Raw genomic sequence first — 12,717 nt, 5'->3', positions numbered from 1 at the left:
GCCTAAAATTCCCGTGGTCCAGCTGCGCGGCATCATCGCCGCGCGGCCGGGCATGTTGAACCTCGAAGGCTGCGCCCCGTTGCTGGAGCGCGGCTTTGCGCTGGCCAAGAAATCCGGCCATCTGGTGCTGGCGATCGAGAGCCCCGGCGGCTCGGCCACCCAGTCTGACCTGATTGGCCAGCTGATCCGCCGCCGGGCTGAAAAAACTGACATCAAGGTCACCGCCGTGATCGGCGATCTCGGCGCCTCGGGCGGCTATTGGCTGGCCTGCGCGGCGGATGAGATCTACGCCTCGCGCCTCTCCATCGTCGGCTCCATCGGGGTGGTGACGGAGGGCTTTGGCCTCAGCGATTTCATCGCCCGCTATGGCATCGAGCGCCGCACCCTCACCGCCGGCGCGAACAAGCGCCGCAACGACATGTTCGCGCCGCGCCGCGCCGAGGACGAAGCCTTCACCCAAAGCCTGCTCGACGATATCCATGTGATGTTCAAGGACTGGGTCCGCAGCCGCCGTGGCAGCCGCCTGACCAGCGATGAAACCCGCATTTTCGATGGCGGCTACATGCTGGGCGAGCAGGCCAAAGCCCTCGGGCTGATCGATGGCTTCGGCGATGTCGAGCAAATCGTAAAAGCCCTCGGCGGCGAGAAAGCCCGCCCGCTTTGGCTGAAACCCAAGCCGCCGCGCGGCCTCTGGCGCCTGATTTTCCGCAACGCGGCGGAAGCGATGCTGGATGTCGCCGAGGAACGCGCCGCAAGCATCCGAGTCAAATGACCATGTCCAGCCTGACCACCCGCCGCGCCACCCCGGCCGACACCGACTTGTTCCTGCAAATGTGCCGGGATTTCCACCTGGAAGACGGCTCCCCGCTGGATGCGGCCGGAGAAGCCACCATCGCCCATATCTGCGCGGGTGAAGCCCTGGCCCCCGCCTTTTTGCTCGAACATGAGGGCGCGCCAGCCGGCTTTTTCGTGCTCACGCTGGGCTACAGCGTCGAGAATGGCGGCACTGACGGGTTCATTGACGATATCTATCTGATCCCGGCTTTGCGCGGCCGGGGGCTGGGCCGGCAAGCGGTGGGACTCGCCATCGCCGCGGCGCGCGAGGTTGGCATCCGCGTCCTGCTGCTGGAGGTGGAGGCGCATAATGAACGCGCCTACAGCCTCTACAGAAAAATGGGCTTCGCCGACACCAAGCGCCGCCTGTTGCGTCAGGTGATCGCGGAAGATTAGCGCCAGACTGTCAGCGCGCCGATAAATAGCAGCCCGAACACCACCGCCGCGACATTCAGCGCCAGAAATTTACCGAAACGCTGCCATCCCTGCCGGGCGGGGGTATCGAAATCGATGTCATACTCGCTGGCCGGGGCGTGGGCATGGCCCTCCGGGTGGGTGCTGGTCATGTGAGGTTTCCCGCGTCGTCTGTTTCGTTGCGGAAAACCTATCCTCAGCCCTGTTTCGTAGGCAAGCTGATTTTGCGCGCCAGTTCCGCCAGCATCGCCGGGTAGAGCTTGTGCTCCTGCTCCAGCACCCGTGCCGCCAGCGCCGCCTCGTCATCGCCCGGCAGCAGCTTCACCCGCGCCTGGCCCAGAACCGGGCCTTCATCCATGCCTTCCGTCACCAGATGCACGGTGCAGCCATGCTCGGCCTCGCCCGCCTCGATGGCGCGCTGATGCGTATCCAGCCCGGGAAATTTCGGCAGCAGCGAGGGGTGGATATTCAGCATCCGCCCCGCCCAACGCTGCACCAGCCAGGGGGTGAGCAGCCGCATATAGCCAGCTAGGCAGATAATCTGCACATCCCGCGCCCGCAGTTGCGCGTCGATCGCCCGCTCATGCGCCTCACGGTCCTTGCCGAACGGCTTGGCCGGCACGGCCATCGCCTCAACGCCAAGCCCGCGCGCAATCTCCAGCCCGGCCGCCTCCGGCTTGTTGGAGAGCACCAGCACGATCTCAGCCGGAAACTCTGGCGCTTGCGCGGCCTTCACCAGCGACACCATGTTGGAGCCGCGTCCGGAGATCAGAATCGCAACGCGCGGCTTCATCAGGCGAAGAGCTTATCCTGGCCTGCGACGACGATGCCCTCTTCGGCGGTGACATGGCCGAGCAGGAAAGGCTGCTCGCTAGCCTCACGCAGCAGCGCCATCGCGGCCTCGGCATCGCTGACGATCAGCGTCATGCCCACGCCGCAATTGAACACCCGCAGCATCTCTTCCGGCGCCACCTTCGCGGTCTGCGCCAGGAAGGAGAAGATTTCCGGCATCGCCCAGGGGCCGTTCAGCCTGGCGCCGCAGCCCTTCGGCAGCGCACGCGGCAGATTGCCCGGCAGGCCGCCACCGGTGATATGCGCCGCCGCCTTCATCAGCCCGGCCTTATGCAGCGCCAGCATCGGCTTCACGTAAATGCGGGTCGGGGTGGTCAGCAGCTCGGCCGCGCGCTGGCCGAGGATCTGCGAATCCCACCCCAGCCCGGCATCCTGCATGATCCGGCGGACCAGCGAGAAGCCGTTGGAATGCACGCCCGAGGAGGGCAGCGCCAAAATCGCATCTCCCGGCGCCACGCCGGCCGGCAGCAGCGCCCCGCGCTCAGCCGCCCCCACGGAGAAGCCGGCCAGATCATAATCGCCCTTGGCGTACATGCCCGGCATTTCCGCCGTCTCACCGCCCACCAGGGCGCAATCGGCCTGCTTGCAGCCCTCGGCGATGCCGGCGATGATCCGCTTGGCGGCATCCACATCCAGCGCCCCGGTGGCGAAATAATCCAGGAAGAACAAAGGTGCCGCACCCTGCACCACCAGATCATTCACGCACATCGCCACCAGATCGATGCCGACATAGTCGTGGATCCCGGTCTCGATGGCGATTTTCAGCTTAGTGCCGACGCCATCGGTGGTGGAGACCAGCACCGGGTCGGTAAAGCCCGCCGCCTTCAAATCGAACAGCGCGCCGAAGCCGCCCAGCCCGCCCATCACGCCGGCACGGGTCGTCGCCTTGGCCATCGGCTTGATGGCTTCCACCAGCGCGTCGCCCGCCTCGATATCCACCCCGGCATCCCGGTACGTCACGCTAGTCATGTCAGCCTCCGATGCGCTAAGCCAGCGCCATGGCGCTGCTTCAAAATTCCGGCGAAATCCCGCCGCCTTTCAACACAGCCGGCGGGGCCGCGCAATCTTACCAGGGGGCATGATGTACGAAAACAAGGCCGATATGCAGCGCTATAAGCGCGTGCAGTGGCAGCGTCTGGCGCTCTTGGTCGTGGTGATGGCCGCATGCTGGCTCTGCTTCCGGCTTTTCTCCTCGATCCTGCTGCCCTTCGTCGTCGCCGCCGGACTGGCCTATTTCCTTGATCCCCTGGTGGAACGCCTCGACGATCTCGGCATCAGCCGGCCCTATGGCACGCTGCTGGTGCTGCTGGCTTTCGGCGTGGCCGTACTTCTGTTCATTCTGCTGCTCTATCCGGTGATCGCGGCGCAGGCTTCATCCTTCATCTCCAACGTCCCCACCTATATCCAGACCGTCCAGGCGGATTTCGCCAGCCTGATGCGCAATCTGCAGCACCGCCTGCCCTATCAGCTGCGCACCAAGCTGCAGGATCTGGCCTCCAACCAAGCCGATACGCTGGTGACCTATGCCGGCAAGGCCGCCTCCAACATCATCGGCAGCGGTTTCGCGGTGGTGAATGTGCTCACCCTGCTCATCGTCACCCCGGTCGTCACCTTCTATTTCCTGCGTGACTGGCCGAGCATCATCCGCCATGTCGATAGCTGGCTGCCGCGGCCTTATGAAGGTCTGATCCGCGCCCAGGCGGTGGAGATCAACAAGATCCTCTCCGCCTGGATCCGCGGCCAGGCGATCTGCTGCCTCGCCCTGGCCGCCATCTACGCCATCGGCCTCACCGTGATCGGGCTGGATCTCGGGCTCATCGTCGGGCTCACTGCCGGCATCCTCTCCTTCATCCCCTATGTCGGCACGCTGCTGGGCGGCATCACCGCGATGCTGCTGGCACTCAGCCAGAATCAGGGCTGGCATGGGGTAATCGCGGTGCTGATCGTCTTCGCCGTCGGCCAGGGGCTGAATGACTATATCATCCAGCCCCGCTTCCTGGGCGACCGGGTCGGCCTCTCCGCCGTCTGGGTGATCTTCGCCTTGTTCGCCGGTGGCGCCGCGTTCGGCTTCCTCGGCATCATGCTGGCGGTGCCGGTCACCGCCACGCTGGGGGTCCTCACCCGCTTCTGGCTGCGCCGCTATCTGCTCTCGCCACTTTATCTCGACGCTCCGCCCGAATGAGGCAACTCGTCCTGCCCTTCGCGGAATTGTCGCTGCCTTATACGGAGGAGGATTTCTGCCCCGCCCCCTCCAACGCGGCCGCGCGCGAATGGCTGGCCCGGCCGGAAGCCTGGAGTAATGGAAGGCTGGTGCTGTGGGGCGAGGCCGGCTGCGGCAAAACCCATCTGCTGCATCTCTGGGCGCAGAGCCAAGACGCGCGCATTGTCGATGGCGCCTCGCTGCGCGGCCTCATCCGCCCCACCCGCCCGGTGGCGGTGGACGATGCCGATCTCACGCCCGAACCCACCGCCCTGCTGCACCTGCTCAACGCTGCCGCCGAGGACGGGCTGCCGGTCCTGCTCGCCTCCCGCCCGCCGCCGATCCGCATGGGCTACAAGCTGGCGGACCTGACCAGCCGCTTGCGCGCCTCCGCCAGTGTCGAAATCCGCGCCCCGGAGGATGAGTTGCTGGAAGCGCTGCTCACCCGCCTGGCCGCCGCCCGCCAGCTCAGCCTGCCCCTACCAGTACGCAACCTGCTGCTCCTGCACCTCCCCCGCGCGCCCGCCTTTTACCGCGAAGCCATCGCCCGGCTGGACCGGCTGGCGATGGATCGCGGGGCGCGCATCACCCGCCCGATGGCCATGGAAATCCTGGCGGAGATCGCCTCCGACGCGTAAAGTTTTTACTCAATCATAACATGTCATCTTTGATGACCTTGGTATAAATCGGTCATGGACCAGCAGAATCCCCCGCCTGTCGTTGAAACCGCGCCCGACCATGCGATCGGGCTGCATGACCCCGCCCGCTTCATCAACCGGGAACTCTCCTGGCTGGATTTCAATTTCCGGGTGGTCTCGGAGGCGCGCAACGCCCGGCACCCGCTGCTTGAGCGGCTGCGCTTCGTCTCCATCAGCGCCTCCAACCTGGATGAGTTCTGCTCCGTCCGCGTCGCCGGGCTGATCGGCCAGGCTCGCGCCGGGGTGCTGGAACATTCCGCCGACGGCCTCACCCCCGCCCAGCAGCTGCAGGCGATCAAAATCCGCTCGCGCGAGCTGATCAACGCCCAGCAATCGGCGTTTGATGAGGTGCGGGGCCTGCTGGCCAAGGCCGGGCTGGTGGTTCTGGCCGCCGCCGAGCTGACCACGGACGATGCCAGCTTCCTCGATTCCTATTTCATGGAACGCGTCTTCCCGGTGCTCACCCCGCTGGCGGTGGACCCGGCGCACCCCTTCCCCTTCATCCCGAATATGGGGCTGGTGATGGCGCTCTCCCTGGCGCGCGACGATGATCGCGGCCAGATGTCGGCGCTGATCCCGCTGCCCAGCCAGATCGAGCGCTTCATCCGCCTGCCCTCCGGCACCGGCCCGATCCGCTTCATCATGCTCGAAGAGCTGGTGGCGATGAACATGCAGCGCCTGTTTCCCGGCTTCTCGGTCCAGGGCTCCGGCCTGTTCCGGCTGATCCGCGATACGGACGTGGAGTTCGAGGAGGAGGCCGAGGATCTGGTCCGCTCTTACGAAAGCGCGCTGAAGCGCCGCCGCCGCGGTGTCGCCATCCAGCTCACCATCCAGGCCGACATGCCCGATGATCTGCGCGAGCTGGTGATCGACGCGGTCGAGGCCCCGCCCGAGGAGGTCTACACCGAATCCGGCATCATCGGGCTGGTCGATGTGAAGCAGCTGATCGTCGATGACCGGCCCGACCTGCTCTTCGCCCCCTACACGCCTCGATTTCCCGAGCGTATCCGCGATTTCGCGGGGGATTGTTTTGCCGCCATCCGGGCCAAGGATATTCTGGTCCATCACCCGTTCGAGAGTTTCGATGTGGTGGTGCAGTTCCTCCGCCAGGCGGCCATCGATCCGAATGTCGTCGCGATCAAACAGACGCTCTATCGCACCAGCCGCGACAGCCCCATCGTCAAGGCGCTGATCGAAGCCGCCGAGGCCGGCAAATCCGTCACCGCCATGGTGGAGCTGAAGGCCCGCTTCGATGAGGAGGCGAATATCCGCCTCTCCCGGGCGCTGGAAGCTGCCGGGGTGCAGGTGGTGTTCGGCTTCGTGGGGCTGAAGACCCACGCCAAGCTCTCCTACGTGGTGCGGCGCGAGGCCGGCAGCTTGCGCGCCTATGCGCATTTCGGCACCGGCAATTACCACCCGATCACGGCGCGCATCTATACCGATCTCAGCTTCTTCACCTGCGATCCGGCGATGACCCGCGACGCGGCGCGGCTGTTCAACTACATGACCGGCTACGCCAAGCCGGAGGCCATGGAGCAGCTCGCCTTCTCACCGCTGACCACCCGCAAGACGCTGGAACAGCAGATCGACCACGAGATCGCCAATGCCAAGGCCGGCAAGCCGTCGGGCATCTGGCTGAAGATGAACTCGCTGGTGGATGCCAAGCTGATCGACCATCTCTACGAGGCCAGCCGGGCGGGTGTGCCCATCCAGGCGGTGGTGCGCGGCATTTGCTGCCTGCGCCCCGGCGTGCCGGGCCTCTCCGAGACGATCAAGGTGAAATCCATCGTCGGGCGCTTCCTGGAGCATTCACGGATCTATATTTTCGCCAACGGCCAGGCCATGCCCTCGCGCGAGAACAAGCTGTTCATCTCCAGCGCCGACTGGATGGAGCGCAACATGGATTTCCGCGTGGAAACGCTGGTGCCGATCCATAACCCCACCGTGCATGCGCAGATCCTGGACCAGATCATGGTCGTCAATCTGCGGGACGACGCGCAGAGCTCCGAGTTGCGCGCCGATGGCAGCTGGGTGCGCGTCACCGCCGGCGACCCGCCAGCCTCCGCGCATGACTACTTCATGACCAACCCCTCTCTCTCCGGCCGCGGCTCCGCCCTGCATGGCGGCCTGGCCACTGAGCGGGTGAAGCCAAAATACAAACGCCGGATGGACTAGCGGCGCCCGCCAAAGGTGCAAAGCGGGACGGAAATTCCCGCTCCGCCATGCCCGCTTGAGGCTGGATTTTTGGATTTCCCTGTGCCATACGCCCAACCGGCCGCACAGGCTCATGCCGTCCTAGCTCAGTTGGTAGAGCAACTGATTCGTAATCAGTAGGTCGCCGGTTCGATTCCGGCGGACGGCACCAGGTTTTCCAGGAAAACAAAGATTTCAGTCGAACCTGCGCATGACGCGGGAGACGCTTCGAAATCACGGACCTTATGCGGACCAGCCGAAAAAAGAATATCTTTTTTCCGCCGCCGCGCGGCGGGAATGGCCATCAATCCGTGAAATCGGCCCGCGTCTTCGCCCGGCGCCAGCGCTCGCGCTCGTGTCGCTTGAGTTCAGCCCGCAGCGCCCGCTGGCGCGGCGGGGATCTGGTTTTCGGGTATTGCGCGACCCGCGCCATCCGCTGCGCCTGACAGAGCGATCCAGCACGGGCCTCACACCGATTTTTAATCAAAAATGAGACAATTTTATATTTATCACAGATAATTGTCTCGAATAACGAGAAAATTTGTTTCTAATTTATTTACTTTTATACATTCATCCTGAATAAAAGCCGCGCTTTCGCAATGTTTCCTGCTTTTCGTCGCAGTGAAAAATTTTTGATCCGGAGCGTTTTATGGCCAATACACTTGTTTCAACCACCTTCTCCAACGCGGTGTTCAGCCCTGCTTCCGGCGTTTCCGGTGGCGAGACGATTTCGGGCCATCTTTTCGCGACCTATAACAGCGCCGGGACCTTGATCAGCGAGACAGGCACCATCTCCCTGACGGAAACGCTGACCGCCGGCGGCGTCACCACCGAGACCTTCACCCTGAACAACGCGGGGACACTTGTCGGCAATCAATCCAGCGGCAGCGGGATTAATTACAACACCTCGAACGGCACGAACTCGGGGTACGAGATTTTCATTCCCGAGGCCTCGTCCTCCGGAACCGGACCGACCTTTACGGATCTGCATCTGGACTGGAATTCGGCCACCAACCCGGTCTTCTTCCTGGGCCAGGAAACCAACACGACCAGCGGGAACGCGCAATATTCGGCCTTGATGCAAGGCTACAACGCGCTGACCCTGACCTCGAGCGGCACCGAGGTCAGCACCGTGACCACCCTCTGCTTCTATGCCGGCGTCCGCCTGGCCACCCCGACCGGCGACGTGCCGGTAGAGTCACTCCAGCCGGGCGATCTCGTGCTGACGCGCAATGGGCCGATGAAGGTGCGCTGGCTTGGCCAGAGCCACGTCTCCACCCGCTTCGCTGATCCGCTTCGCACGCTGCCGATTCGCATCACCGCCGGGGCGCTGGGCGCCGGCCTGCCGAAGCGCGACTTGCTGCTCTCGCCGGACCACGCGATTTGCCTGGATAATATATTGGTGCAAGCGAGCGCCCTGGTGAACGGCACAACCATCCTGCGGGACGCGAATGTGCCGGAATGCTTCACCTATTATCATGTTGAGCTGAGCAGCCATGAGCTGCTGCTGGCTGAAGGGCTGGAAGCGGAAAGCTTTGTCGATAATGCCGAGCGTCGGAGTTTCCATAATTGGGATGAGCGCACCGCGCCCCTGGCGCCGATCGCCGAAATGGACATGCCGCGCGTGAAGTCCGCCCGTCAATTGCCCGCTGCCCTGCGGCAGCAGCTGACGGCCGAGGCCGCATAGAGCCTCAAGCTTTTAGCTTGAGGCTCTATGTTTTGTTTTAGCGAGCAATGGGCGTCCAAGGTGGGACGGATCGCCCCACCTTGCGTTCACGCTTGCGCATGGCTCAGTACAGAGGCGGTTTTAGGAGGCCGTGAGATGGCGGAAGAGGTGGGATTCGAACCCACGGTACGCTTGCACGCACGGCGGTTTTCAAGACCGCTGCCTTAAACCACTCGGCCACCCTTCCAGCGCCGCCGGGCGTTTATATCCACCCGGCGGCCATCCTTTCCCGCGTCAGGCCTCCAAGGTCAAGCGCACCCCGAGCCGCCCGGCCAGATCCTGGATGAACTGCCAGGCCACCCGCCCGGAGCGGCTGCCCCGCGTCATGCTCCATTCCACCGCCGCCGCGCGCAGCTCAGCCGTCTCGATCGGCAGCCCGTAGGCCGCCGCATAGCCCTCGACCATCGCGAAAAACTGCTGCTGGTCGCCGTTATGGAAGCCGATCCACAGCCCGAACCGGTCGGAGAGCGACACCGCCTCCTCCACCGCCTCGCCGGGATTGATCGCGGTCGAGCGCTCATTATCGATCATGTCGCGCGGCATCAGATGCCGGCGGTTGGAGGTGGCATAGAACAGCACGGTCTCCGGCCGCCCCTCGATGCCGCCATCCAGCACGGATTTCAGCGCCTTGTAATCGGCATCGCCCTTCTCGAAGGAGAGATCGTCGCACAGGATCAGGCTGCGGCGCCGGGCGGCGCGCAGCACATTCAGCAGTGCCGGCAGCGAGCCGATATCCTCGCGGTGGATCTCGATCAGCGCCAGCGAATCCTTCAGCTGCCGGTTGGCCTCGGCATGGGCCGCCTTCACCAGCGAGGATTTACCCATCCCCCGCGCGCCCCAGAGCATGGCGTTATTCGCCGGCAAGCCCTTGGCGAAGCGCAGCGTGTTCTCCAGAATCAGCGCCTTCTGGCTCTCCACCCCCTGCAGCAGCGAAATCTCCACCCGCGAGACCTGCTTCACCGGGCTCAGCCCGCCAGAGTGCGGATGCCAGACGAAGGCATCCGCCTGCATCAAATCCGGGGTGCGCGGCGGCGGCGGCGCCAGGCGCTCCAGCGCCTCGGCGATCCGGCGCAACAGGTCATCATCCATTCTCGTCTCCTCCTGTTGACTGCATCGGCGCGCACCCTATGGTCCGCGCAACTTCACGGCAACCAGGAGTGCCCATGTTCATGTCCGCCGCTTATGCGCAAACCGCTTCCGGCGCCGCCGCCTCCGGCCCCGCCGGAATCGCCGCGCTGATGCAGTACGCGCCGATCGTCCTCATCGTCATCGTCTTCTATTTCCTGCTCATCCGCCCGCAGCAGAAGCAGCAGAAAGAGCTGAAAGCGAAGCTCGGCGGGCTCAAGCGCGGCGACAAGGTCGTCACCGCCGGCGGCATCGTCGGGCTGGTGAAGAAGACCGCCGAGGGCTCCAACGAGATCGAGGTCGAGATCGCCCCGAACGTGACAGTGAGCATCGTGCGCTCGACCATCACCACCGTGCTGGCGCCGGCCGCGCCGGCCAATGACTCGGTGAAGAAGTAAGACGGAACTTGGGGGCTTTTTGAAAAAAGCCCCCACCCCCCAAACTTTTACTCCCCTAGGCCGCTGCCTTGGCGCCGTTCGCGCTCAAGGGGAACAGCATGGCGACATTGCAGCGCTCATAGCGCGCCCCGAATTCCCGCATGATGCCCTCGTCATGCCGGAAGCCCAGCTTCTCATATAGATGCACGGCGGCGGCGGATCTGCTGTTGGACAGCAGATAGAGCCGCCTCGCCCCCAGCGCCCGCACCCTGGCGATCATCTCGCGCAGCAGAAACTCCCCCGCCTTGCGGCCCCTTGCCGCCTCCAGCACCCCCATCTTGCCCAGCTCATACTGGCCCTCGCCAGTCTTCAGCAGCGCGCAGGTGCCGACCACCCCGAGCCCCTGCGCCTCGACGAACCAGATCTCCCCGCCCTTTTCGATGATCCGCGCCCGCGGATGATCCAGCACGTCGAGATCCGCGGGCTCCAGCCGGTACATCGCCTCGATCCATTCCCGGTTGATGGCGCCGAACAACGCCGCCCGCTCATCGCTGAAGGGCAGCAGCCGCAGCCCGGCCGGGGCAAAACGCTGGTGCAGCGGCTTTTGCGCCAAAGCCGTCTCGATCGCATCGATCTGCGCCAGAAACTGCGTCTCCATCCCGGCCAGCAGATCCCTCACCGCCGCCTCCACCTGCGGCCAGACCAGCGCCTTCGAGCAGGCCATATCCGCCTCGCCCCGCGCGGTGAGCGAAACCGTCTTGTGCCGCTGGTCCTTATGCAGCCGGTCGATCGCCACCAGCCCCATCTGCGCCAGCTTCGCCGCGTTGCGGGTGATCGCCGGCTGGCTCAGCCCCATCGCCTGGGATAATTCCCCGATGGTCTGCGGGCCATACGCATCCAATGTCGCCAACAGCGAATATTGTGCGGGCTGGATCTCCAGCCCCACCGCGCCGCCGAGTGCCGCCACATCGCCCTGCATCCGCTCCGCCAGCCGCTTCAATCGGCTGGCCAGAAACAAAGCCGGACGCTCCTTCAGAATATCGCCGCTCATTCCCGCACCATAAATATAACAAGACATATAACTTGCTATGTTTTTGCGCTGGAAAGCCCCGCATGGCAATAGGGGGGCTCTAAAATCAGTGGCTGCGGGCGGTGGTGTAACGCGCGACCCCGGCCAGGGCGGCGCGAACCTCGCTCTCGGGGAAGGCGGCAAGGCGGTTCACGGCGCTATCGATGAACGCATCCGCGCGGGCGATGGTGCGCGCCGTGCAATCATGTTTCTCGATCAGCTTCAGCGCGGTGGCCAGATCTTCCTCGGTCTGCTCGCTGGCTTCCAGCGTGCGCTGCCAGAAGCCGCGCTCGTCCGCATCGGCATCCTGCAGTGCCAGGATCACCGGATAGGTCAGCTTGCCCTCGCGGAAATCATCGCCCACGGTCTTGCCGAGCTGCGCCTGGTTGGCGGCGTAATCCAGCGCGTCATCCACCAGCTGGAAGGCCATGCCCAGATCCATGCCGAAATCGCGCAAGGCGGCGCAATCCTGCGCACTCGCCCCGGCAATCACCCCGCCCACTTCCGAGGCCGCCGCGAACAAAGCTGCGGTCTTGCCGCGAATCACCTCGAAATAGGTCTCCGGCGTGGTGGAAATATCGTTCTGGGTGGTCAGCTGCAACACCTCGCCCTCGGCGATGGTGGCGGAGGCGGAGGAGAGGATGCGCAGCACCTCCAGCGAGCCATCCTCGACCATCAGCTCGAAGGCGCGGGAGAACAGGAAATCCCCGACCAGCACCGAAGCCTTGTTGCCGAACACCGCATTGGCGGAGGCAAAGCCCCGGCGCAGCAGCGATTCATCCACCACATCGTCATGCAGCAGCGTTGCGGTATGGATGAACTCCACACAGGCGGCGAGATTGACCTGCCGCCCGCCGGTGTAGCCACAGAGCTTGGCCGCCGCGAGGGTGAGCAGCGGGCGCATGCGCTTGCCCCCCGCCGCGACGATATGCGCCGCCAGCTGCGGGATCAGCGCCACCGGGCTGTCCATCCGCGCCACGATGGCCTCGTTCGTCGCCTGCAGCTCTGCCTCCAGCAGCGCCGTCAGGCGGGCCAGCGCGTCGGTGGTCGGCTCTGTCGTCAAAGGGGTCGCATTGTCCAAAATCAGCGCCCTAACCTATCCAAGCAAATTGCGTTAGCACCATATCAGGCGGGTTGTCGGAAGGGTCAAGCGGGTGGTCGAGGATGAGACGAGTGCGGGCACGCTGCTGGGCGGGCGGCTGGCCTACCGGCAGCTGCGCGCCGGGCAT

Annotated in this window: 14 protein-coding genes and 2 tRNA genes; 9 read left to right on the top strand and 7 right to left on the bottom strand. The window is 64.5% G+C overall.

Going from position 1 to position 12,717, the window contains the following annotated elements; genetic code table 11:
- Positions 1–13: 13 nt before the first annotated feature.
- Positions 14–772 (top strand): S49 family peptidase, encoded by a 759-nt coding sequence (locus MXAZACID_RS11325; RefSeq protein WP_008494490.1) that lies wholly within the window; start codon positions 14–16, stop codon positions 770–772.
- The gene (locus MXAZACID_RS11320) at positions 769–1,230 is read left to right on the top strand and encodes a GNAT family N-acetyltransferase (protein WP_008494489.1); all 462 of its coding nucleotides are present in this window, start codon (positions 769–771) and stop codon (positions 1,228–1,230) included. The genes MXAZACID_RS11325 and MXAZACID_RS11320 overlap by 4 nt, the downstream gene beginning before the upstream one ends.
- Here MXAZACID_RS11320 and MXAZACID_RS19370 read toward each other — a convergent pair.
- Genes MXAZACID_RS19370 through purM form a run of 3 tightly spaced genes read right to left on the bottom strand, consistent with a single transcriptional unit; the run spans position 1,227 to position 3,069 of the window.
- Positions 1,227–1,400: a hypothetical protein gene (locus MXAZACID_RS19370; RefSeq protein ID WP_155992649.1), complete on the bottom strand. Its 174-nt coding sequence runs from the start codon at positions 1,398–1,400 to the stop codon at positions 1,227–1,229. The genes MXAZACID_RS11320 and MXAZACID_RS19370 overlap by 4 nt on opposite strands.
- Positions 1,401–1,444: 44 nt before the next feature.
- Positions 1,445–2,041, bottom strand: a complete 597-nt coding sequence (gene purN / locus MXAZACID_RS11315) for a phosphoribosylglycinamide formyltransferase (protein WP_008494488.1) — start codon at positions 2,039–2,041, stop codon at positions 1,445–1,447.
- The gene (gene purM / locus MXAZACID_RS11310) at positions 2,041–3,069 is read right to left on the bottom strand and encodes a phosphoribosylformylglycinamidine cyclo-ligase (protein WP_039885198.1); all 1,029 of its coding nucleotides are present in this window, start codon (positions 3,067–3,069) and stop codon (positions 2,041–2,043) included. Before purM ends, purN begins: the two co-directional genes overlap by 1 nt.
- Before the next feature lie 109 nt (positions 3,070–3,178).
- Between purM and MXAZACID_RS11305 the strand changes: the two genes are divergently transcribed.
- The 6 genes from MXAZACID_RS11305 (at position 3,179) to MXAZACID_RS17865 (ending at position 8,878) form a co-directional block, all read left to right on the top strand.
- Complete coding sequence (locus MXAZACID_RS11305) at positions 3,179–4,282, top strand: AI-2E family transporter (RefSeq protein ID WP_234730179.1); 1,104 nt, start codon at positions 3,179–3,181, stop codon at positions 4,280–4,282.
- Entirely contained in the window at positions 4,279–4,938 is a 660-nt protein-coding gene (locus tag MXAZACID_RS11300; RefSeq protein ID WP_008494485.1) for a chromosome replication initiator DnaA, read from the top strand. The genes MXAZACID_RS11305 and MXAZACID_RS11300 overlap by 4 nt, the downstream gene beginning before the upstream one ends.
- A 54-nt stretch (positions 4,939–4,992) precedes the next feature.
- Positions 4,993–7,173, top strand: a complete 2,181-nt coding sequence (locus MXAZACID_RS11295; RefSeq protein ID WP_008494484.1) for an RNA degradosome polyphosphate kinase — start codon at positions 4,993–4,995, stop codon at positions 7,171–7,173.
- 114 nt (positions 7,174–7,287) lie between these two features.
- Positions 7,288–7,363: transfer RNA gene (locus MXAZACID_RS11290), tRNA-Thr, on the top strand.
- A 39-nt stretch (positions 7,364–7,402) separates the two neighbouring features.
- Positions 7,403–7,684, top strand: coding sequence for a hypothetical protein (locus tag MXAZACID_RS11285; RefSeq protein ID WP_144052753.1), 282 nt, complete (start codon positions 7,403–7,405; stop codon positions 7,682–7,684).
- Between the two features lie 156 nt (positions 7,685–7,840).
- Complete coding sequence (locus MXAZACID_RS17865; protein ID WP_008494482.1) at positions 7,841–8,878, top strand: Hint domain-containing protein; 1,038 nt, start codon at positions 7,841–7,843, stop codon at positions 8,876–8,878.
- A gap of 136 nt (positions 8,879–9,014) precedes the next feature.
- Here the strand turns inward: MXAZACID_RS17865 and MXAZACID_RS11275 are convergent.
- A tRNA-Ser gene (locus tag MXAZACID_RS11275) sits at positions 9,015–9,104 on the bottom strand.
- A gap of 47 nt (positions 9,105–9,151) precedes the next feature.
- Positions 9,152–10,006, bottom strand: coding sequence for an ATP-binding protein (locus tag MXAZACID_RS11270; RefSeq protein WP_008494481.1), 855 nt, complete (start codon positions 10,004–10,006; stop codon positions 9,152–9,154).
- Positions 10,007–10,080: 74 nt separating this feature from the next.
- Between MXAZACID_RS11270 and yajC the strand changes: the two genes are divergently transcribed.
- Positions 10,081–10,440 (top strand): preprotein translocase subunit YajC, encoded by a 360-nt coding sequence (gene yajC / locus MXAZACID_RS11265; RefSeq protein ID WP_008494480.1) that lies wholly within the window; start codon positions 10,081–10,083, stop codon positions 10,438–10,440.
- A 55-nt stretch (positions 10,441–10,495) separates the two neighbouring features.
- On the opposite strand, the gene MXAZACID_RS11260 is transcribed toward yajC, so the two are convergent.
- The gene (locus tag MXAZACID_RS11260; protein ID WP_039885197.1) at positions 10,496–11,470 is read right to left on the bottom strand and encodes a bifunctional helix-turn-helix transcriptional regulator/GNAT family N-acetyltransferase; all 975 of its coding nucleotides are present in this window, start codon (positions 11,468–11,470) and stop codon (positions 10,496–10,498) included.
- An 85-nt stretch (positions 11,471–11,555) separates the two neighbouring features.
- A complete protein-coding gene (locus MXAZACID_RS11255) occupies positions 11,556–12,551 on the bottom strand; it encodes a polyprenyl synthetase family protein (RefSeq protein ID WP_234731065.1) in 996 nt (331 codons plus the stop codon).
- Positions 12,552–12,717 lie beyond the last annotated feature (166 nt).

The sequence above is a fragment of the Acidocella sp. MX-AZ02 genome (genome assembly GCF_000306035.1).
Lineage (GTDB): Bacteria > Pseudomonadota > Alphaproteobacteria > Acetobacterales > Acetobacteraceae > Acidocella > Acidocella facilis.
The sequence above is the reverse complement of the archived record's forward strand: the minus strand, read 5'-3'. Positions and strand labels throughout refer to the sequence as shown.

Bases quoted from the DNA above. Each gene is read 5' to 3' on its own strand.
- MXAZACID_RS17865 (WP_008494482.1), top strand. From the start codon at position 7,841: ATGGCCAATACACTTGTTTCAACCACCTTCTCCAACGCGGTGTTCAGC.
- MXAZACID_RS19370 (WP_155992649.1), bottom strand. From the start codon at position 1,400: ATGACCAGCACCCACCCGGAGGGCCATGCCCACGCCCCGGCCAGCGAG.
- MXAZACID_RS11260 (WP_039885197.1), bottom strand. From the start codon at position 11,470: ATGAGCGGCGATATTCTGAAGGAGCGTCCGGCTTTGTTTCTGGCCAGC.
- MXAZACID_RS11305 (WP_234730179.1), top strand. From the start codon at position 3,179: ATGATGTACGAAAACAAGGCCGATATGCAGCGCTATAAGCGCGTGCAG.
- yajC (WP_008494480.1), top strand. From the start codon at position 10,081: ATGTTCATGTCCGCCGCTTATGCGCAAACCGCTTCCGGCGCCGCCGCC.
- MXAZACID_RS11300 (WP_008494485.1), top strand. From the start codon at position 4,279: ATGAGGCAACTCGTCCTGCCCTTCGCGGAATTGTCGCTGCCTTATACG.
- purM (WP_039885198.1), bottom strand. From the start codon at position 3,069: ATGACTAGCGTGACGTACCGGGATGCCGGGGTGGATATCGAGGCGGGC.
- MXAZACID_RS11320 (WP_008494489.1), top strand. From the start codon at position 769: ATGACCATGTCCAGCCTGACCACCCGCCGCGCCACCCCGGCCGACACC.
- MXAZACID_RS11285 (WP_144052753.1), top strand. From the start codon at position 7,403: ATGACGCGGGAGACGCTTCGAAATCACGGACCTTATGCGGACCAGCCG.
- MXAZACID_RS11270 (WP_008494481.1), bottom strand. From the start codon at position 10,006: ATGGATGATGACCTGTTGCGCCGGATCGCCGAGGCGCTGGAGCGCCTG.
- MXAZACID_RS11295 (WP_008494484.1), top strand. From the start codon at position 4,993: ATGGACCAGCAGAATCCCCCGCCTGTCGTTGAAACCGCGCCCGACCAT.
- purN (WP_008494488.1), bottom strand. From the start codon at position 2,041: ATGAAGCCGCGCGTTGCGATTCTGATCTCCGGACGCGGCTCCAACATG.